The organism is Ruegeria sp. AD5, assembly GCF_056542345.1.
The window spans coordinates 377,176-397,702 of sequence record NZ_JBQFZR010000001.1 but is presented as its reverse complement, the minus strand read 5'-3'; the positions used below and the strand labels follow the sequence as shown (position 1 = coordinate 397,702).

The 20,527-nt window shown below is 56.5% G+C and carries 20 protein-coding genes and 1 tRNA gene; 17 read left to right on the top strand and 4 right to left on the bottom strand.

The features are described 5' to 3' along the window. Positions 1–39: 39 nt before the first annotated feature. From dnaE to ACR0JG_RS01980, 3 genes are all read left to right on the top strand, one after another. On the top strand, positions 40–3,540 hold the full coding sequence (gene dnaE, locus ACR0JG_RS01990) for a DNA polymerase III subunit alpha (RefSeq protein WP_480567390.1): 3,501 nt from the start codon (positions 40–42) through the stop codon (positions 3,538–3,540). Positions 3,541–3,626: 86 nt separating this feature from the next. Next, positions 3,627–3,839, top strand: a complete 213-nt coding sequence (locus ACR0JG_RS01985) for a YMGG-like glycine zipper-containing protein (RefSeq protein ID WP_170392486.1) — start codon at positions 3,627–3,629, stop codon at positions 3,837–3,839. Between the two features lie 5 nt (positions 3,840–3,844). Then, positions 3,845–4,213, top strand: coding sequence for a hypothetical protein (locus ACR0JG_RS01980; RefSeq protein ID WP_170392485.1), 369 nt, complete (start codon positions 3,845–3,847; stop codon positions 4,211–4,213). A 4-nt stretch (positions 4,214–4,217) separates the two neighbouring features. On the opposite strand, the gene ACR0JG_RS01975 is transcribed toward ACR0JG_RS01980, so the two are convergent. Continuing rightward, positions 4,218–4,412 carry a SlyX family protein gene (locus ACR0JG_RS01975; protein ID WP_010443294.1) on the bottom strand — a complete coding sequence of 65 codons (195 nt, stop codon included), beginning with the start codon at positions 4,410–4,412 and terminating at the stop codon, positions 4,218–4,220. A gap of 125 nt (positions 4,413–4,537) precedes the next feature. Here ACR0JG_RS01975 and hisS point away from each other — a divergent pair, with 125 nt between their 5' ends. From hisS to hisG, 3 genes are read left to right on the top strand one after another with little or no spacing between them, the layout of a single operon-like run. Continuing rightward, positions 4,538–6,037 carry a histidine--tRNA ligase gene (gene hisS / locus ACR0JG_RS01970; protein WP_480567389.1) on the top strand — a complete coding sequence of 500 codons (1,500 nt, stop codon included), beginning with the start codon at positions 4,538–4,540 and terminating at the stop codon, positions 6,035–6,037. A 3-nt stretch (positions 6,038–6,040) separates the two neighbouring features. Further along, on the top strand, positions 6,041–7,129 hold the full coding sequence (locus tag ACR0JG_RS01965; RefSeq protein WP_480567388.1) for an ATP phosphoribosyltransferase regulatory subunit: 1,089 nt from the start codon (positions 6,041–6,043) through the stop codon (positions 7,127–7,129). Further along, positions 7,126–7,815 carry an ATP phosphoribosyltransferase gene (hisG, locus tag ACR0JG_RS01960; RefSeq protein ID WP_170401909.1) on the top strand — a complete coding sequence of 230 codons (690 nt, stop codon included), beginning with the start codon at positions 7,126–7,128 and terminating at the stop codon, positions 7,813–7,815. Before ACR0JG_RS01965 ends, hisG begins: the two co-directional genes overlap by 4 nt. Here hisG and ACR0JG_RS01955 read toward each other — a convergent pair. Further along, entirely contained in the window at positions 7,812–8,243 is a 432-nt protein-coding gene (locus ACR0JG_RS01955; RefSeq protein ID WP_170819292.1) for a DUF1489 domain-containing protein, read from the bottom strand. The genes hisG and ACR0JG_RS01955 overlap by 4 nt on opposite strands. A gap of 126 nt (positions 8,244–8,369) precedes the next feature. Here ACR0JG_RS01955 and ACR0JG_RS01950 point away from each other — a divergent pair. Beyond that, a tRNA-OTHER gene (locus ACR0JG_RS01950) sits at positions 8,370–8,475 on the top strand. A gap of 26 nt (positions 8,476–8,501) precedes the next feature. Beyond that, the gene (locus tag ACR0JG_RS01945; protein WP_480567387.1) at positions 8,502–10,784 is read left to right on the top strand and encodes an adenosylcobalamin-dependent ribonucleoside-diphosphate reductase; all 2,283 of its coding nucleotides are present in this window, start codon (positions 8,502–8,504) and stop codon (positions 10,782–10,784) included. A gap of 304 nt (positions 10,785–11,088) precedes the next feature. Here ACR0JG_RS01945 and ACR0JG_RS01940 read toward each other — a convergent pair whose 3' ends face one another. Both ACR0JG_RS01940 and ACR0JG_RS01935 read right to left on the bottom strand, forming a co-directional pair. Further along, positions 11,089–11,295, bottom strand: coding sequence for a helix-turn-helix domain-containing protein (locus ACR0JG_RS01940; protein ID WP_480568998.1), 207 nt, complete (start codon positions 11,293–11,295; stop codon positions 11,089–11,091). Between the two features lie 484 nt (positions 11,296–11,779). Further along, on the bottom strand, positions 11,780–12,055 hold the full coding sequence (locus tag ACR0JG_RS01935; RefSeq protein WP_170625178.1) for a hypothetical protein: 276 nt from the start codon (positions 12,053–12,055) through the stop codon (positions 11,780–11,782). 15 nt (positions 12,056–12,070) lie between these two features. Here ACR0JG_RS01935 and ACR0JG_RS01930 point away from each other — a divergent pair, with 15 nt between their 5' ends. The 9 genes from ACR0JG_RS01930 to ACR0JG_RS01890 all read left to right on the top strand — a co-directional run bounded on the left by ACR0JG_RS01930 (position 12,071) and on the right by ACR0JG_RS01890 (position 20,522). Beyond that, positions 12,071–12,661 carry a L,D-transpeptidase gene (locus ACR0JG_RS01930; RefSeq protein ID WP_170625179.1) on the top strand — a complete coding sequence of 197 codons (591 nt, stop codon included), beginning with the start codon at positions 12,071–12,073 and terminating at the stop codon, positions 12,659–12,661. Between the two features lie 69 nt (positions 12,662–12,730). Next, entirely contained in the window at positions 12,731–13,180 is a 450-nt protein-coding gene (locus ACR0JG_RS01925; protein ID WP_480567385.1) for a c-type cytochrome, read from the top strand. Positions 13,181–13,576: 396 nt separating this feature from the next. Continuing rightward, complete coding sequence (locus tag ACR0JG_RS01920) at positions 13,577–14,164, top strand: c-type cytochrome (RefSeq protein WP_480567384.1); 588 nt, start codon at positions 13,577–13,579, stop codon at positions 14,162–14,164. A 9-nt stretch (positions 14,165–14,173) separates the two neighbouring features. Beyond that, the gene (locus ACR0JG_RS01915) at positions 14,174–15,073 is read left to right on the top strand and encodes a c-type cytochrome (protein ID WP_480567382.1); all 900 of its coding nucleotides are present in this window, start codon (positions 14,174–14,176) and stop codon (positions 15,071–15,073) included. A gap of 39 nt (positions 15,074–15,112) precedes the next feature. Beyond that, complete coding sequence (locus ACR0JG_RS01910) at positions 15,113–15,535, top strand: multicopper oxidase domain-containing protein (RefSeq protein WP_480567381.1); 423 nt, start codon at positions 15,113–15,115, stop codon at positions 15,533–15,535. A 141-nt stretch (positions 15,536–15,676) separates the two neighbouring features. Then, positions 15,677–16,483: a multicopper oxidase domain-containing protein gene (locus ACR0JG_RS01905; protein ID WP_480567380.1), complete on the top strand. Its 807-nt coding sequence runs from the start codon at positions 15,677–15,679 to the stop codon at positions 16,481–16,483. Beyond that, complete coding sequence (locus ACR0JG_RS01900) at positions 16,483–16,956, top strand: c-type cytochrome (protein WP_480567379.1); 474 nt, start codon at positions 16,483–16,485, stop codon at positions 16,954–16,956. Before ACR0JG_RS01905 ends, ACR0JG_RS01900 begins: the two co-directional genes overlap by 1 nt. 1 nt (position 16,957) lies before the next feature. Next, positions 16,958–17,686 (top strand): DsbA family protein, encoded by a 729-nt coding sequence (locus ACR0JG_RS01895; protein ID WP_480436160.1) that lies wholly within the window; start codon positions 16,958–16,960, stop codon positions 17,684–17,686. Positions 17,687–18,011: 325 nt separating this feature from the next. After that, complete coding sequence (locus ACR0JG_RS01890; RefSeq protein ID WP_480567378.1) at positions 18,012–20,522, top strand: heavy metal translocating P-type ATPase; 2,511 nt, start codon at positions 18,012–18,014, stop codon at positions 20,520–20,522. The last annotated feature ends 5 nt before the right edge of the window (positions 20,523–20,527 follow it).

Below are 20,527 nucleotides of genomic sequence, written 5' to 3'. Positions count from 1 at the left end.
CGCTTTTGCAACGTCGCTGGCTGAGATAGCTTAGCCTGTATGAGCAGTTCCCCCCGATTCATTCACCTCCGCGTTCACACTGAATATTCGTTGCTGGAAGGTGCCGTGCGGCTGAAGAAGCTGCCGGACCTGTGCCTGAAGATGGAGATGCCCGCCGTCGCGGTGACGGATACCAATTCAATGTTCTCGGCCTTAGAGTTTTCGGTCACCGCCAGCGGGGCAGGTGTGCAACCGATCATGGGCTGTCAGGTCGATCTCAGTTACGTTCAGGCGCAGCCGGGAGAAAAGCCCAAAGCACCCGCGCCGCTGGTGCTGCTGGCACAATCCGAGGTGGGATATGAGAATCTGATGAAGCTCAGTTCCTGCCTGTATGTAGACAAAAGCGGGCAATTGCCGCAGGTCACTTTGGACGAATTGGCGGAACGATCAGATGATTTGATCTGCTTAACCGGCGGTCTAGACGGGCCCGTAGGGTTGCTGTTACAGCAAGGTCAGCGCCCTGCTGCCGAGGCTTTGGTGGATCGTTTGTCCGCGATTTTCCCGGATCGCCTTTATGTTGAGTTGCAGCGTCACCCTGGCGAAGGAGGCCAACCTGAGGCCGAGCGCTTGACCGAGCGCGGTCATGTCGAGATGGCGTATGACAAGAACCTGCCGCTGGTGGCCACCAATGACGTCTATTTTCCGACTTCGGACATGTACGAGGCCCACGACGCGCTGATCTGTATCGCCGAGGGGGCTTATGTCGACCAGCAGGACGGTCGCCGACGTCTGACCGCGCAGCACTATTTCAAGTCTCAGCAGGAGATGGTGACGCTGTTCGCCGATCTGCCCGAAGCCGTCGAGAATACGGTTGAAATCGCGCAACGCTGCGCCTTCATGGCTTATCGCCGCGACCCGATCCTGCCGAAGTTTGCAGATGATGAGGTCGCCGAACTGCGTCGCATCGCCAACGAGGGTCTGCAAAAACGTCTGGCCGTGATCCCGCACGCCGTGACACCTGAAGAATATCAGGAACGGCTGGATTTCGAACTTGGCATCATCGAAGGGATGGGCTTCCCAGGCTATTTCCTGATCGTTGCCGACTTTATCCAATGGGCAAAGGATCATGACATTCCGGTGGGTCCGGGGCGAGGCTCGGGTGCGGGATCACTGGTGGCTTATGCGCTGACGATTACCGACCTTGATCCGCTGCGGTATTCGCTTCTGTTTGAACGGTTTCTGAACCCCGAGCGGGTTTCTATGCCCGACTTCGATATCGACTTCTGCATGGATCGCCGTGAAGAGGTTATCCGCTACGTGCAGCAGAAATACGGGCGCGACAAAGTGGGGCAGATCATCACCTTCGGTGCCTTGCTGTCGAAGGCGGCTGTGCGCGATATTGGGCGTGTATTGCAGATGCCATACGGGCAGGTTGATCGCCTGTCCAAGATGATCCCAGTCGAAGGCGTCAAACCCGTTTCCATCGAAAAGGCGCTGAAGGATGAGCCGCGCCTGCGGGAAGAGGCACGCAATGAAGAGGTCGTGGACCGTCTGCTCACATATGGCCAGCAAGTCGAGGGGCTGCTGCGCAACGCCTCGACACACGCTGCCGGCGTGGTGATCGGAGACCGGCCGCTGGATGCACTGGTTCCAATATACCAGGACCCGCGTTCGGACATGCCTGCGACCCAATTCAACATGAAATGGGTTGAACAGGCCGGGCTTGTAAAGTTCGATTTCCTGGGTCTGAAAACACTGACCGTGATCCAGAACGCGATGGATTTGATCTTTAAGTCAGGCCGTGACCTTCACATAGCTCCCGATGGCACGGAACTCTATGAACCCGCCGAAGGGGCAATAAATCAGATCAACGCCATCCCGCTGGATGACGAGGCGACGTACAAACTCTATTCGGCGGCCAAGACGGTGGCGGTGTTCCAGGTTGAATCCTCTGGCATGATGGATGCGCTCAAGCGGATGAAGCCGGATTGTATCGAGGATATCATCGCCCTCGTCGCGCTTTATCGACCCGGCCCGATGGAGAACATCCCCAAGTTCTGCGAAGTCAAGAACAAGCTTAGCGAACGCGACACGCTGCACCCGTCCATCGACCATATCTTGGATGAGACGCAGGGCATCATCGTCTATCAGGAACAGGTGATGCAGATCGCGCAGGAAATGGCGGGTTACAGCCTTGGGGGCGCGGACTTGCTGCGCCGCGCGATGGGTAAGAAAATTCAGGAGGCGATGGATGCAGAGCGGCCCAAGTTCCTCAAAGGTGCTGCCGAAAACAATGTGGATGAGGCCAAGGCGACCGAAGTCTGGAACCTGCTGGACAAGTTCGCCAACTATGGCTTCAACAAATCCCACGCCGCCGCCTATGCGGTGGTCAGCTATCAAACCGGCTGGCTAAAGGCGAACCACCCGGTCGAGTTCATGGCAGGTGTCATGAACTGCGATATCCATCTGACCGACAAGCTCGCGATCTATTTTGAGGAAGTCCGCAAGGGGCTGCTGCTGCCCTATGTTCCGCCGTGCGTGAATCGATCCCAAGCGACCTTTGATGTGGCCGATGGGCATTTGGTCTATGCGCTGGGCGCGCTCAAGAACGTAGGCGTCGAGGCAATGAATCTTGTGGTTGAGGGGCGTGGCGAAAAGCCTTTCGTAAACCTGTTCGACTTCGCCCGCCGTGTTGACCTGAAGAAGGTCGGCAAACGCCCGCTTGAGATGCTGGCTCGCGCCGGTGCATTTGACGAGCTCGATAAAAATCGTCGCCGTGTGTTTGAAAGCCTTGATCCGTTGGTTCAGTATTCGGCGGCGATTCACGAGCAGAAGAATTCCAACCAAGTTTCCCTGTTTGGCGAGGCAGGCGATGACTTACCTGAACCGCGTCTTTCCCCTTCGCCTGATTGGTTACCTGCCGAACGCCTGAGCGAGGAATTCAAGGCCATCGGATTCTACCTGTCCGGCCATCCGCTGGATGACTATATGCCGGCCCTGAAGCGCAAACAGGTACTGACACTGGATCAGGTGACTGAAAAGGCGCGCTCTGGCCCATTTATTGCCAAGATGGCAGGCGTCGTTGCCGGACGGCAAGAAAGGAAATCAGCGCGCGGCAATCGGTTCGCATTTGCCCAGCTCTCTGACCCCACCGGAGCATTCGAGGTCACGTTATTCTCGGAAACACTGGAGAAATCCCGAGAGTTTCTGGAAACCGGCGCACAAGTGGTACTGACGGCCGAAGCGACCATGGAGGCCGATCAGCTGAAACTGCTGGGCCGTTCCGTTGGTCCGGTTGATACAGTTGCGGCCGATGCGGGTGCAACGGGTTTGCGTGTGTTTGTCGAGGATTCGAAGGTTTTGCCGAACATGGCCACGGTACTGGAAGGCGCAGAGGCTTCAGCTAAAAGGGTGGCCAAGGGACCTGTTTATGTTTGTCTGATCGATCCCGGACTGCCAGGCGAGGTCGAGATGGATCTGGGCCGGGAATTTCCGATCAACCCAGAAATCAAAGGCGCGCTGAAGTCGCTCGAGGGGATATCGGAGATCGAAGAAATCTGATCCCGAACCGTAATGTTGCCACACGCGATGGACCCCGCTAGGCTGGGTGAACATCCTCAAAGGTCATTTCACAGGAGGGTACCGAAATGGCAAGTTCAGGCAATGTTTTCAGGATATTTACACTCGCTGCGGCATGTTCACTGGCATTGGCCACTGCGGTACATGCAGACGACAAAAAGAAGAAAAACACTCTTACCGGGGCCTTGGTCGGCGCGGGCGTTGGCGCGCTGGTAGGCGATGGTAAAGGGGCTGCGGTCGGTGGGGTGGCCGGTGCGATTATCGGACATAACTGGAAGTGAAGCTGATGCAGTCAATTCTCGTAAAATCTACTTTCTGTGCCACGCTCTTTGTCGTACCCACATTCGCGCTGGCTGACGATTCAGCAGAGCAGATGGTACAGGATGCCTTGCCTGTGATGCACTACACATGTGCGTCGATCGCAGAGGAGGCTGATGGCGACGAAGAATTTGTCGTGGCCGTTGTTGGAAAAATGACGGCCCTGTCACTCTATAACCGCCAGATCAATATCGAAGATCATGCGGCCACTGACGAGGAAAAGACCCAACTGCGCGAAGCCTTCATTGCTGCTCTGTCAGAGGGTTGTGCCGCCGACAAGAATGCCCTTCTGGGCGGTGTGGTCGATAACGCGGTGAAGTCGACGCTGGGGTTGTAACCCCTCAGTAATGCGGCGGGCGTTCGTCGCCGAACACAACGCCACCTGAGCCTTCCTGCGCACGCTCTGCCTCGCGCTGCAGCAACATCTCAACACGGCGGGTCAGGCGGTCGATCTCGCTCTGTTGGTTTGTGACGACCGAGTTCAGCTCTTCGACCGTGCGGGTCAGATGGGCGATCTGCTCTTCCAGATGCTGCATGGGGCTCTCCTTATAGGCGCCTCATAGCGACCCTGTGACGCCCTGACCAGAGAAACCCCGCCTTGCTCCGATGCGGGCCATGGGATAGACCGCGCGCGGAACACTAAATCCCAAGGACGCCCCACATGGCCAAGCCCAAGAAACAGCCCCGCCCCAAGGCCGTAACGCCGAAAGGGTTCCGTGACTATTTCGGCGAGGAAGTCACGCAGCGCACCGAGATGCTGCGGACGATTGCGGGTGTGTATCATCGTTACGGGTTCGATGCCTTGGAAAGCAGCGCGGTTGAAACGGTTGAGGCGTTGGGCAAGTTCCTGCCCGACGTGGACCGCCCGAACGAGGGCGTGTTCGCATGGCAGGAGTTTGACGAAGGCGGCTCAAAAGGTTCCGGGGGCGACTGGATGGCCCTGCGCTATGACCTGACTGCGCCTTTGGCCCGTGTCTATGCGCAGCACCGCAACGATCTGCCGACGCCTTATCGCCGCTATGCGATGGGTCCGGTCTGGCGGAACGAGAAGCCGGGGCCGGGACGGTATCGTCAGTTTTATCAGTGCGATGCGGATACGGTGGGCACGGCTTCGATGGCTGCGGATGCCGAGATTAGCGCGATGCTGTCGGACACGCTGGAAACCGTTGGAATCCCGCGCGGTGACTATCTGGTGCGGGTCAACAACCGTAAGGTTCTGAATGGAGTGCTCGAAGCGATGGGTTTGGGTGAAGACGCCGCCGCCCGAGATAACGTTCTGCGCACGATCGACAAGTTCGACAAGGTGGGCGAGGCTGGTGTGCGTGAGCTTTTGACCAAAGGCCGATTGGATGCCTCTGGCGCTTTTATCGATGGTGTTGGTCTTAGCGGTGATCAGGCCGAGCCGGTGATTGCCTTCCTGACTTCTAAAGCTGCAGATACCGCCGGAACGCTGGCCAACCTGCGTGCCGCTGTGGGTGACAGCAAGATCGGTGCGGACGGGATCGCTGAGTTGGAGCAGATTGGTGCGCTGCTGGATGCAGGCGGGTATGGTTCGGACCGGATCGAGATTGATCCTTCGGTCGTGCGTGGCCTCGGCTATTACACCGGGCCGGTCTATGAGGCCGAACTGACCTTCGAAATATACGACGAGAAGGGCCGCAAGCGGCAATTCGGGTCGGTCTCGGGTGGTGGTCGCTATGATGATCTGGTCAAGCGGTTTACCGGACAGGAAGTACCCGCGACCGGCATCTCCATCGGTGTTGACCGATTGCTGGCCGCTTTGCGCGAAAAGGGGCGGATCGCAGCGCAAGCGACTGGCCCGGTGGTTGTGACAGTCATGGATCGCGACCGCATGGCGGATTACCAGACGATGGTCGCTGAACTGAGGAATGCAGGAGTCCGGGCCGAGGTATATTTGGGCAACCCTAAGAACTTTGGCAACCAACTGAAATATGCGGACAAGCGGAACTCTCCGATTGCGGTGATCGAAGGCGGTGACGAAAAGGCAAATGGGATCGTGCAGATCAAGGACCTGATTCTTGGCGCCAAGATTGCCGAAAGCGCCACGCTTGAGGAATGGAAAGAACGGCCCAGCCAGTTCGAAGTGCCCCGCGGCGATCTGGTCGCTAAGGTGCGCGAGATTCTGGACAATCAGGACTGACCCATGCCGAACCGTTCCCAAATACAGGCCCGCGCCGCCATGATGCGTGTCCGGTTCGAGGCAGCGGGCGCGCAGGTGGTTGATACGCCTCTGCTGCAGCCAGCCGGGACGCTGCTGGACCTCTATGGAGAAGATATCCGCGCCCGTGCTTACGTAACCTCGGACGCGCTGCGGGGTGAGCAGATGCTGCGCCCGGATTTCACCCTGCCGGTGGTGCAGATGCACATGTCCGACGGGGCTGAACCAGCAAGATACACCTATTCCGGCGAAGTGTTCCGCCGTCAGGAACACGATCCGGATCGTGCTAATGAGTATATCCAAGTCGGCTACGAAGTATTTGATCGCGAAGACCCCGCCGGAGCCGATGCCGAGGTGTTTTCGTTATTTGCCCTGCAATTGCGCGGGCTGCCCTTGCGGGCAGCGACAGGTGATATCGGTATTCTGATCGCCGCTGTTGAGGGTCTCAAGACCACTAGTCGTCGTAAGGCTGCACTGATGCGGCATCTCTGGCGGCCTCGCCGGTTCCGCGTTTTGCTGGACCGATATGCCGGACGCAAAGCTAGTCTCGAGGGGCGCGATGCTCTGCTTGACGCGGTCGACCCATTGGCGATTGACGTGCCCATGATAGGCAAGCGCCGCACACCCGAAATTCTCGAACGGATTGATGCTCTGCGCGAAGACCGCGCTGCGTCGCCGATCTCGGACAATGAACTGGCCGGTTTGGAGACGCTACTTAATGTGCGAGAAACCATGCCTTTCGCGCTGGAACAACTGCGTGACATTGCGGTTGATCTGCCACAGATCACATCTGCTTTGGATCGTTTGGAAGCTCGTATCGCAGCCCTGCAAGCGCGGGGCGTAGATGTGGATACACTGGATTTTGAGGCGTCTTATGGCAGGACCTCGATGGAGTACTACGACGGGTTTGTATTCGGCTTTTATGCCGAAGGCCGCCCTGATCTACCACCGGTTGCGACCGGTGGGCGCTATGATGCGCTGACCAGGCATTTGGGTGGTGGAGCCGAGATTCCGGCAATTGGCGGCGTGATCCGCCCGGACCTGATGCTCGAAATCGAGGAGGCTGCACAATGAGCCTGAAACTCGGTGTGCCTTCGAAGGGCCGGTTGATGGACAAGACCTTCGCATGGTTTGAAAAGCGCGGCATTACACTGTCGCGCAGCGGATCAGACCGGGAATACGCGGGCAAGGTTGATGGGATTGGTGGCGTCTCGCTGATCCTATTGTCTGCAGGAGAGATTCCGCGCGAGCTGGCGGCGGGACGCATTCATTTGGGCGTGACCGGCATCGATCTTGTGCATGAAAAGCTGCCGCGCTGGGAACAGCAGGTGGAAGAGGTTGCACCTTTGGGGTTCGGCAAGGCGGACCTTATCATTGCAACCCCAGCCTGCTGGGTCGACGTGGACACTCTGGATGATCTGGATGCGGCGGCGGCGGGTTTTCGCAGGGCGCATGGCCACCGGCTGCGGATCGCTACCAAGTACCACCGTCTGGTCCGCGAATTCCTGACCGAAGCGGGAGTGGCCGATTACACGCTGGTCGACAGCCAGGGCGCAACCGAGGGGACGGTGGTGAATGAGACAGCCGAGGCGATTGCCGATATCACCTCGACCGGGGAAACACTGCGGGCGAACCACCTGAAAATCCTGTCGGATGGGTTGATCCTGCAATCGCAGGCCACGCTGTGGCGCAGCCGCGTGGCCAAATACGATGCGGCTGAAAAGACGGCTTTGAATGAGCTGCTGGACAGGTTGGCCTAAAGCACCCCAATTTCCGCTAATGCGCGGTTCAGATCGTCGGGCAGGGCATCGTCCTGCTCGCGATTTTTAGGCAAGTCGGCAGGGGTGTCCTGAGGCTTGAGATACCGCCAGCCCTGGAATGGACGCTTCAGAGCGTTCTGCGTTCTGTGTACCTCGGGGTCCAGGACGATGGCGCAGCGGCGGATGCCATCCTCGCCTCGGACTTCATCCAGCCGCAGGATGCGCTGGCGGCACTGGACCACACCTTTGATCACCCAATAGATCGACCCGCCATTCAGAATCTCAGCGTCGCGCTTGGGCCACATGCGGGTGACGTGGCGCGGGTATCCGTCCTCATAGAGTGGTTTGCGGCTGTCTTGCCACGCCATCAGCGTGTCGACGCTTTCTGACCCAACCGAAAGTTTGATGAGGTTTACGTACTTATCCACAGCTTTCCCACAGAGTCGTCCCAAGGGTGATCCCTATATTGTAGCCCTCATGCGCTTGTCATCAAGGTGTTGTGGTTTAGAATAGCACTGCTGTAATGTAATGATCCGTCGACGAATCGACGGAAACGTGGCGTAGCTCAAAGGACAGAGCGCCTTGCTTTCGAGTAGTCATGGTTCGCACCTATAGGCTACGGTGAGGAGGATGCGGGTTCAAGTCCCGCCGCCGCGACCAAACTCTTTTTGTGATATGGAGCACTAATGAGCCGCTTTGCCGCCCCCATCGCCGAGCAGATCTGGGATATGAAATACCGCTTTAAACAGGCGGATGGTACGCCCATCGATCAGACAGTCGAAGACAGCTGGCGGCGCATAGCTCGTGATCTGGCGCGTGTGGAAGAAGACCCGGCGCATTGGGAAGAAAAATTCTATGAGGCGCTAGAGGATTTCAAATACCTTCCTGCTGGCCGCATCACCGCCGGGGCGGGCACCGCGCGACAGGTAACCCTGTTCAACTGCTTTGTGATGGGGACGATCCCCGACAGCATGGGCGGTATCTTCGACATGCTGAAAGAGGCCGCGCTGACCATGCAGCAGGGCGGGGGGATCGGTTACGATTTCTCAACCATCCGTCCGCGCGGCGCCGATGTGAAAGGGGTCGCAGCGGATGCCTCGGGCCCGCTAAGCTTTATGGACGTCTGGGACGCCATGTGCCGCACGATCATGTCTGCAGGCTCGCGTCGTGGTGCGATGATGGCGACCATGCGCTGCGACCATCCGGATATCGAACAGTTCATCACCGCGAAATCCGACCCCGCGCGTTTGCGCATGTTCAACATGTCGGTTCTGGTCACCGATCCATTCATGGAGGCCGTCAAGGCCGATGGACCGTGGGATCTGGTATTTGACGGAAAGGTCTATCACACCGTTCAGGCGCGGGATCTTTGGAACAAGATCATGCAGGCCACCTATGATTATGCCGAGCCGGGCGTGATCTTTATCGACCGGATCAACCAGGCGAACAACCTGAATTACGTCGAGACGATCTCGGCAACCAACCCGTGCGGAGAACAACCTCTACCGCCTTATGGTGCCTGTCTGCTGGGTTCGATCAATCTGGCACGGTTGGTTGCCGAGCCGTTCGAGGATGCCGCGCATCTGGACGAGGAGGCCTTGAAAGAGCTAGTGGCCACCGCCGTTCGCATGATGGACAACGTGGTGGACGCGTCGAAATTCCCGCTGGCCGAACAAGAAGCCGAGGCGCAAGACAAGCGCCGCATCGGGCTGGGCGTGACTGGTCTGGCCGATGCGCTGTTGATGTTGGGTCTGCGCTACGGTTCGGACGAGGCGGCGCGTCAGACCGAGCGCTGGTTGCACGCAATCGCGCGCGCCGCGTATCTGGCGTCGGTCGATTTGGCGAGGGAAAAGGGCGCTTTCCCACTGTTTGACGCCGAGAAATATCTGGCCAGCGGCACCATGCAACAGATGGATGACGATGTGCGCGACGCAATCCGCGAACACGGCATCCGCAACGCGCTACTGACCTCGATCGCGCCGACGGGTACGATTTCGCTGTATGCGGGCAACGTGTCTTCGGGGATCGAGCCGGTTTTTGCCTATGCCTACACGCGCAAGGTGCTGCAAAAGGACGGTTCGCGCACCGAAGAAGAGGTTGTGGACTATGCGGTGCAGATGTGGCGCGACAAGTTTGGCGACGCCGAATTGCCCGAGTATTTCGTGAATGCGCAAACACTAAGCCCGTCCCATCACGTAAAAATGCAGGCGGCGGCGCAAAAGTGGATCGATAGTTCGATATCGAAGACGATCAACTGTCCCGAAGATATCAGCTTTGACGCCTTCAAAGACGTCTATATGCAGGCCTGGGATCAGGGATGCAAAGGCTGCACGACCTATAGGCCAAACGATGTGACCGGCTCGGTTCTGAGCGTATCGGAAAGCGACGACAAAGCGCCGGGTGAAAGCGCGGATGCCCCGCATGAGGTTGACGGGGGCGAGGTCGTTTATATGTCCGAACCGCTTGATCGCCCACAATCGCTTGAAGGGTCGACTTACAAGCTGAAATGGCCGGACAGCGAGCACGCAATTTATCTGACAATCAACGATATCGTCATTGGCGGACGCCGTCGCCCCTTCGAGGTGTTCATAAACTCGAAGAATATGGAGCATTATGCTTGGACGCTGGCTTTGACGCGGATGATATCGGCCGTGTTCCGACGCGGTGGCGATGTGTCCTTTGTGGTCGAGGAACTGAAAGCTGTGTTCGACCCGCGCGGCGGGGCCTGGGTCAAAGGCAAATACATTCCGTCCATTCTGGCCGCGATTGGCGGCGTGATCGAGCAACACATGGTCAATATCGGCTTCCTTGAGGGCGAAGGCATGGGCCTGAAATCCGACCCTCAGGCGCAGGTGGTCAACATGGACGCCCCGCGTGGCAAGGCTTGCCCATCCTGTGGTCAGTTCGACATGGTGATGATCGAAGGCTGCATGACCTGCCGCAGCTGCGGTCATTCTAAATGTGGCTGATTTGGCGGAAGAGGAATTGATGTTGTGGTGCTTCAGGCGACACGGCCATTATTGTCACCAAATGACCTCTAACTGCGATCTGCCGACCTGCTGACGGAACCTAAGAAGCGCTAGTTTTTTTTACGTTTCTTGTCTGCAGGAAATTTACTGGCCTTGTCGACCGAAGCACCTCCGGCGAGGTGCTTCGGCTTCTCTGTGCGACTTAATGCATGGCATTTGTTCCAAACATTTGCTTTGGAGTACTTCGCAGTTCTTCAAGCGTCAGGTGCAGGTTCAAACCATGAACCTTTAATAGAGCAGCACTTTAAATTCGTTCGTCGAGTGGCGTTGCGTCTGCGACAAATTTTAAGAACTGCTCCGGGGAAATGCTAAGTGTGCGCGATAGTATAACAAGTTCCGGCACATCTATGCGCCTTTGGCCGATCTCAATCCTGGTAATAAATAACGGATGACACTTTAACTTCTTGGCGAGCTTCGCCCGCGAGTATCGTTGGGCTTTGTCGGCGGCGATAGGCGCGGAGATCAGCGCGAGATGCCCGGACGAGCGGAAAGATTTGGCCGCTTTGGTGTCCGTTTAATGCTTCGGACATTTCCTAATCTCATTTTCAGAGTGTTTAGAAAGTCAGATTAAATATCTAAGAGCGGATGATGAAAATTGCTAAACATATAGTCAACGCAGCTTTTTCCCCCTGTTTTGCGTTTGCCCGAGAGCCACTCACACTAACTTCAGACGAATATGAGCACATGGAGCCTATCTACTAAATCCTTTGCGTAGCGCCCGGTAGGACCACTGACGAAGCAATGGAAGCGTTATTTGCGCATTTCGATCAACCACTTGCCAACGAAGTGGAGACTCTGATTGTGCGTAGTTCATGCGGCGCGAATTTCGATCCGAACTTACCCAGCGGTTGCTGTCCCCAAGTTCCTACAAGAATCATGCTTCGACCAGCATGATTGTCATTCTTAGTATCTGATACCTTCGCACCGGCAGCTGATCAAATCAATTCACCAGAATCTAAGCGATTGTTAACGTTGCTTTTATTGTGTTTGATCGGTGCAGAAAACAAAGCTCTTTCTGAAAGCGAACTGGCATTATGTCTAAGAAAAGTTGGATTTTCACAATGGCTTGACGATCTGAAGCCACCTTTGAAACCGCCCCATGTGCCCACGGCGGCGGCATTCCAGATGAAATATCCCTTACGCAAAACCTGTTGTTTGTTGACCTTCCAGCGCGGGAACCGGGCATACAGCCCAAATGAGTCGTAAAGCAAGAATACACGCTTGGGATGGCAGGCATGAAACCGAACAGGGATAGAAAGGCTGTTACGCGACGCGGAGTGATTGCCGCGTTTGCTGCGACAACTCTTTTTCCAGCACCGGCCGTTTGGGCCCAATCGATGACAACCGAGGGGACGCGCCGCAATGTTTCTTCATTCCGCGTTGCTAAATGGCAGGATCACTTTGATACGCTTAAGAATGGTGTGATCCTGTCCGATACACAGTCCAAGGTCCTGCAATATTGGTCAGAAGACGAGAGCGTCTATCGGATGTATCCAACCAGCGTGCCGCTGACGGAAGACCTTACAAGGCTGGGCTACACCACAGTAACTCGCAAGGTTGAGGGGCCATCTTGGCGACCGACACCAGCAATGAAAAAGCGCAACCCCGCTTGGCCCGACTATGTGGGCCCGGGTCCGGAGAATCCTCTGGGGACACATGCACTTTATTTGAGCTGGCAATACTACCGGATCCACGGCACCAACGACACACGCAAGATCGGAAGAAGATCCTCCAATGGCTGCATCGGCTTGTACAATGAGCAGATCGCGGACTTGTTCGAACTGGCCACCGTGGGCACGCAGGTAAAATTGATCTGACCATGGTCAAGTCGGCTTTTCTGGACAGGCGCTTAAGCTCGGTAACTGACAACGACGTGAAATAGTGAGATGGATAAACTTACACTCATGATAGGCGGTGTGGCGATCGCAGGTGCCGTCGCAATCGTCTACAATCTAAATCAGCAACCAGCTGGCCATTCGATGACGACACCTGATACGTCGACGCTGGCGTCAGGAGACCCAATCCAAAACGTCAATCTACCGGACCAGCTAAGCGAATTTGCGGCCGTCGGAAAAGTGGCATTCGACGCAAAATGCTCGGCGTGCCATGGCGGGAATGCAACAGGTCTGGAGGGCCTTGCACCACCTTTGGTGCATAAAATCTATGAACCTGGCCACCATTCGGACGAGACATTTTACGTGGCCGTCCAGAATGGTGTTCGGGCACACCATTGGAAGTTCGGTAACATGCCGCCGGTCGATGGCTTGACCCGCGCGGATGTGAAAGGCATCGTAGCGTATATAAGAGAGTTGCAGCAGGAAAACGGGATTTTCTGAAGGTGACGAGTCGAGTGGGCACCGCAATTCGTTACTTCATCCTGTCAATTGCGCTGGCCATTGGCGGGTTATTTGTAACGGCCGATTCTGCTCATGCACATGGCGGTGATTCACAGCATGTGATTGACCAAACCGACTCTGCGGACGTCGAACATGTCAAGCAGGGTCATCCCGGGCATTGTCATGGCGGAGCGATCTGCAACGCTGTTGGACTATTTTTGATGGGTCCAACACCGCCTGGTCCCCAAGGCACGGAACGAAGATACTCGATCCCGCGAGCTCAATACCGGGTTCTTAGTATTATCGCGTTTGACCCACCACCGCCGCGTGTCCTGATCTGACGAGTCGAATTGCGCCCAAGATGGGCGCGTCGAAGCAGACGAAAAGGACAAAGAAATGAACATCCTAAAAATGACTACAAGCGTGGCCCTGGTTTCACTATTTGCGGCGGCCGCCCTGGCGCATGGTGGCGCAACCGGCATCGTCAAAGAACGCATGGACGGCATGTCCGCGATGAAGGACAGCATGAAGGTCCTTACACCGATGATGCAGGGGAAAACGCCCTACAATGCGCAAACGGTACGAAGCGAAGCCAAGAAAATCGGAAGCCACGCCGGTGAAAGCATGACAAAGCTGTTTCCAGAGGGATCTGATGGCAAACCCTCGGAGGCCAAATCGCAAATCTGGCAGGATTGGGGTTCCTTTACAGAAATAGCCAGACAGTTGGAAATCTACTCAGAAGGCCTTGCGCTTTCGGCAGACAACGGGCTGATGGCGTCCGGATCGGGTCATGGTTCCGGCATGATGGGCGGCAAATCCATGATGGGAGGTGGTTCCATGATGGGAGGTGGTTCCATGATGGGCAGCGGGATGATGGCTGGCAGTCCAAACTTAGCACAGCTGTCTGAAATGCCGGCAGATGGTGTGTTCATGATGCTGAGCCAGACATGCTCGGCGTGTCACACGCGATTTCGGTCGGAATAGGAATGCATCATGAAGCCGATAATACGGTTGAGTCTTGCTGCCGCCGTTACGGCGTCAGCAGGGTTTGTTGCTGTGATGGCTTGGCCGATTGGCCAGCCCTTACAAGCTCTCGACATTCAAGGTGACGTTAACCGCGGGGCGTATCTGGCAAGGGCAAGCGGCTGTATCGCCTGCCACACAGACTTTGCCAAAGGAGGTGAGCCCTTGGCCGGTGGGGTGGAGTTGGATACCCCGTTCGGCACGCTCTTTTCGCCGAACCTGACCACAGATCCCGATCACGGGATCGGTGATTGGACCATCGAGGAATTTGCCCGCGCAGTACGTCAGGGTGTGTCGCCCGACGGACAACCCTACTACCCGGCCTTTCCTTATCCGTTCTATGCCAACTTCACGGATCAGGACATCGCCGATCTTTGGGCCGCCTGGCAAACGGTTCCGCCAGTTGCGGAACCGTCAAAAGAGCAGGAAATGGTGTTCCCCTTCAATCAGAGATGGGGCCTGAAGCTGTGGCGGGCGGCATTTTTGGAACCGCCGCGGACCGATCCCGTGCCGGGCAATGATGATGTATGGAACCGGGGCCGGTTACTCGTTGAAGGTGCCACGCATTGTGCCGCCTGTCACACCGGGAGGAACCTGGCTGGCGCAAGAAATTCGGACACGGAACACTTCAAGGGAAGTGACTCTCTGCCGGGCGGTGACAAGGCACCGGCCATCGACTTTGAGACCCTGCAAATGCGTGGGTGGACAGTTGATGATCTGGCCTACGCGTTGCGCACCGGCGTCATGCCTGATGGCGATGTCTTCGGCGGCGCCATGGGAGAGGTCGTAAACTATGGCACCAGCTTTCTGACAGACGAAGATCGGAAGGCAATGGCGACCTATCTGCTGGATGTACACGACGAGGGATAATCCAGTGCGAGATCAAGTATTCTTTGGAAGGAAGTCCTAATGAAGCTCAATCGCAGGCAATTCGTTGCGGGCACGTCGGCATTGTTCGCGGTGCCGACTATCGGGAAGGCGGCTACCGCCCCCCGAATAATCGAGGCGCGCTCAGGATTGGCGCGTGTTGCCCCCGACAACTATCCGGAGACCGAGATATGGGGATATGATGGCGGTGTTCCGGGCCCTGAAATTCGAGCCCGGCAAGGCGAAACGGTTCGCCGGACACTCCTGAACTCGCTACCTCAGCCTACAGCAATCCATTGGCACGGATTGCGGGTTCCGAACAATATGGACGGGGTGCCGGGCCTTACGCAGGAGGCTGTACCAATCGGCGGCAAATTTCAGTATGACTTGCCTCTGAAGGACGCGGGGACCTTCTGGTATCACTCTCACAACCAGTCAACGGAACAAGTGGCCAAGGGCCTTTAAGGCGCGTTCATCGTCGACGAAACGGACCCGCCAGACACGGACCATGACATCACGATCCTTCTGGATGATTGGCGGTTGGGTAAGGACGCTCAAATAGTAGATGAATTTGGTGCAATGCATGATTGGACCCATGCAGGTCGCATGGGAAACTACGTTCACGCGCGCATATCGCCAATGACCGAAGTTTTGACGAACCAGCGATTGCGAATTCGAATGGTCAACGTGGCAACTGATCGGATCATGTATGTGTCAGTAGGTGGCGCAAACGGGAAACTGGTCGCTTATGATGGCATGCCTGTAAGGCAGCCAGAAGATTTCGAAACACTTGTTTTCGGACCTGCGCAGCGAGCAGATTTGATTGTCGACGTCACAGCGGAATCGAACGAAGCCGTTCAAATAACTCTTCACGAACGCGATGAATCATTTGTTATCGCTGAGATCCCGGTTTCGGGAAGCGGTACATCTGCCAGCCGCGGTGAGATCGAAGCTCTGCCACCCAACCCTGTTTCTTTTCTTGAAGATGTTTCTGACGCCTTAAAGGTTCCATTGGTGATGGAAGGCGGGGCGATGGGCGGACTGCGTCAAGGTACTTACAACGGCCAAGTCATGAGCGCTAATGAGTTGGTTCAGGAAGGACAGATCTGGACATTCAACGGAGTCGCAGGGTTACCCGAAGACCCGCTCGCTTCTGTTTCGCGTGGCGACATAGTCCGTATTCAGATGCAGAACGACACTGTCTTTGCGCACGCCATGCACTTGCACGGGACGCACTTTCAGGAAGTTCTGCCGAACGGGAGCCTGGGACCGCTGCGAGACACAATACTGGTTGACCGGATGGAAACGCGGGAGATTGCGTTCGTTGCGGATATCCCGGGGGACTGGCTGTTTCATTGCCACATGCTGTCGCATCAGGCCGCTGGAATGAAGACCTGGCTGAGCGTGGCGTGATGAATAAGAGCGCGGCGAAATGGGTGTCACTAGCTGCTGTGGTGATCATTGTCGCGGTCGCTGGCTGGGGCCTGAGCGGGCGCGCACAAAACGGTGCATCAGCGGATTCGGCACGTGGTGCAGTTTTGTACGCCGAAAACTGCGCGTCATGCCACAGGGCAAGTCTGGAGGGTCAACCAGATTGGCAGACACCTGATCCAGATGGCGTCTTGCGAGCTCCCCCGCATGACCGAACAGGGCACACCTGGCATCACGGCGACAAGCTGTTGTTCGATTATACAAAACTTGGTGGGGACCAAACTTTGAAGCAGATGGGTGTCACTGACGTCAAAAGCGGTATGCCAGGTTTCGAGTACACTCTGTCGGATCAGGAAATCTGGGACATCCTCGCCTTCATCAAGGAGAGTTGGCCGGATCGGGAACGCAAGCTGCAAGAGCAGCGCACCGAGGCAGAACAAACGGAAGGAAACTGACGTGAAACGATTTTTTGCAGGCTTAATTGCCATCACTATGTCGATTGGTGCTGCTATGGCGAGTGCTGACGAATTGTCTGACTCCGATGTAAAACGGCTGGCTCTGGAAGCCATTATGGAAAACCCCGAAATCATCATGCAGGCGATTCAATTGCTTCAACAGCGCGAAGATCAGGCAAAAGCCGAAGCCATTGGAAACGTCTTGGAAAATCAGCGTGAATTGCTGGAACAGGATCCGAATGCGCCTGTCATCGGAAACCCGGAAGGTGATGTAACCGTAGTCGAGTTTTTTGACTATAACTGCCCATATTGCAAACGCGCGGCCCCGGTCGTGAAAAACGTAATCGCAGGCGATTCCGATGTCCGAGTTGTTTACCGAGAATGGCCCATACTCGGAGAAGGTTCCGACTTCGCGGCACGCGCCGCGCTTGCCTCACGTAATCAGGGAAAATATGAAGAATTTCATTGGGCGCTTATGGCTCTGAACGGTCGTGCCACTGAGGCCAGTGTCCTGAAAGTTGTTCGGGAACTTGGCCTGGACGAGGATCAATTGCGCGCAGACATGGAGGCGCCGGAAGTCGACGCGCATATTCAGGTGTCCATGGAATTGGCCCGGCAGCTTGGCTTCAGTGGCACCCCTTCGTTTGTGATTGGAGATGCGCTTGCCCCGGGTCTGATCGCCGAAGATGAAATGACCCGGCTAATCGAGGCAGTCAGAGACGCAAGATAGAACTAAGGGACGACAGCATTTGCGCTCCTAAACTTCTGTTGCGAACGTGGCTTCGTATCCCTCGGACTCTGAGCTGCAAGGATATGATCAAGTTGATTGGTGCTTAAGACACGTACCCTGCGGTTTTTCATGTCAAAGTCCAACTTTGCGGAGGAACTTACTGTGTCAATGGCTTTGTCTATAACTGACTTGCGGTGCCCGCAGCTCATATCCGGGATACTTAGCGTCGTCATGGATGATGAGAAAGAAAGTCAGCCTCATCCCTTGACCTTCCACTTGCTGGAACCCTTATGTTGCCCGTCAGCAGAACATACGTGGTGACAATATGACTGAAAATTCACATGCGCGGTTCCAGGTTCAGGGTATGAGCTGTGCTTCCTGCGTTGGGCGCGTCGAGCGCGCGCTGAAAGCTGTGCCAGGGGTAGATTCCGCTTCGGTTAATCTCGCCAGCGAAAGCGTTCAGGTCGATTTCCGCGATCCAGCCGATAAAGCGGCCATTGCTGATGCGTTAAACCGCGCCGGATATCCGGCGCGGACGGCAGAGGTCACGCTGGATATTCAGAACATGTCCTGCGCATCCTGTGTAGGGCGCGTTGAACGAGCCCTGGAAGCCGATGGCGGCGTCTTGTCCGCGTCGGTCAATCTGGCCACTGAAAGTGCAACTGTGCGTTTTGCTGAGGGAGTCACAACACCCGAAGCAATCGCGGCGCTTGCGGCATCTGCCGGCTATCCGGCGAGCCTGCGATCCGCAACGCAGACCGAACCACAAGACCGCAAAGCGGCAGAGATCAGCCATCTGGCGCGGCGAACAAGCTTCGCCGCTTTGCTCGCTTTGCCGGTATTCATTCTCGAAATGGGCTCGCATGTTATTCCGGGCATGCACCACCTGATAGCGAGCACCATCGGCATCCAGAACAGCTATTACCTGCAATTCCTTCTGACCACGATCGTTCTTTTTGGGCCAGGCTTGCAGTTCTACACCAAGGGATTCCCTTCCTTGGTCAAAGGCGCGCCGGACATGAATTCTCTGGTGGCTCTGGGCACTTCGGCGGCCTATGGGTTCTCGCTTATCTCGACCTTTGCGCCGCATATTCTTCCTGCCGGAACCGCAAATGTCTACTACGAGGCCGCAGCGGTAATCGTGGTTCTTATATTGCTTGGGCGGTTCCTCGAGGCGCGCGCCAAGGGCCGAACGGGTGAAGCGATCCGAAAACTGGTCGGTCTGCAGGCAAAAACAGCACGAGTTGAGCGCGACGGATCGGTTGTCGAGCTACCGATTGAGCAGATCGTTGTAGGGGATATTGTGCACGTTCGACCGGGCGAAAAAATCGCGGTGGATGGTGCCGTAATGACCGGCGCGTCATATGTCGATGAAAGCATGATCACCGGAGAGCCGGTTCCCGTCGAAAAAACCGAGGGCGCAACTGTGGTCGGGGGGACCGTAAATGGCGCTGGTGCATTGACGTACCGTGCTGAAAAGATCGGCGCAGACACTATGTTGGCCCAGATCATTCAGATGGTCGAACAAGCACAGGGTGCCAAGCTTCCGATTCAAGGCCTGGTCGACCGCATCACGCTGTGGTTTGTGCCGGCAGTGATCGCAGTGGCCGTTGTAACAGTGCTGGTATGGATGTTGTTCGGACCCGATCCCGCGCTTAGCCTGGCGTTGGTGGCCGGGGTTGCGGTACTGATCATTGCTTGCCCCTGCGCCATGGGGTTGGCCACACCTACTTCCATCATGGTCGGCACTGGCCGCGCTGCCGAGATGGGCGTCCTGTTCCGAAAGGGCGATGCCTTGCAAATGCTGCAGGAAACCACCGTTGTTGCGGTGGACAAGACGGGCACCCTGACCGAAGGGCGTCCGGAGCTGACCGACCTGATTGTGGCCGAAGGAATGACCGAAGACGAGGTTCTGCACCTTGTTGCTGCCGTTGAGGTCACTTCCGAACATCCAATCGCCACAGCCATCGTGCGCGCGGCAGAAACCCGTGGTCTGGAGCTTTCCAAGCCAGAAGACTTCACGTCGATCACCGGTTACGGGGTAAGCGCCTCAGTCGAAGGCCATAAAATCCTGATCGGGGCCGACCGCCTGATGAGTCGCGAAGGGGTAGAAATGGGCGCGTTGTCTGATCGGGGCGCTGAACTCGCAATCAACGGAAAGACTCCACTTTATGCTGCCGTAGACGGGGCTATCGCGGCCGTAATCGCTGTGGCGGACCCAATCAAAACCACCACGCCGGACGCAATCGAAGCTCTGCACGGGCAGGGCCTGAAAGTAGCGATGATCACCGGTGACAATGCCGCTACTGCCAAATCCATTGCGGCGCAGCTTGGCATCGATCATGTCGTGGCTGAAGTTCTGCCCGAGGGTAAAGTATCCGCGCTACAGGATTTGCGTTCAAATGGCGGAAAACTGGCCTTTGTGGGTGATGGCATCAATGATGCGCCTGCTTTGGCGGCAGCTGAGGTAGGAATTGCGATCGGGACAGGCACTGACATTGCCATCGAAGCGGCTGACGTCGTTCTGATGTCAGGCGACCTGACGGGCGTGGTCAATGCCTTCGATATTAGTCAGCGCACCATGCATAACATCCGCCAAAACCTGTTCTGGGCGTTCGGCTACAACACACTGCTCATACCGGTTGCGGCAGGGGTGCTTTATCCGTTTGGCGGCCCGCTGCTGTCGCCGGTTTTGGCCGCAGGTGCCATGGCGCTGTCCAGCGTATTTGTCCTGACCAATGCGCTGCGGTTGCGCTGGGTAAAGCCGATCAAAGTTGGGCGAGAACAGATCTCGCAGAACACCGAGCAAACGCTGCGTTCAGTGCATGCTGGATAGTATAG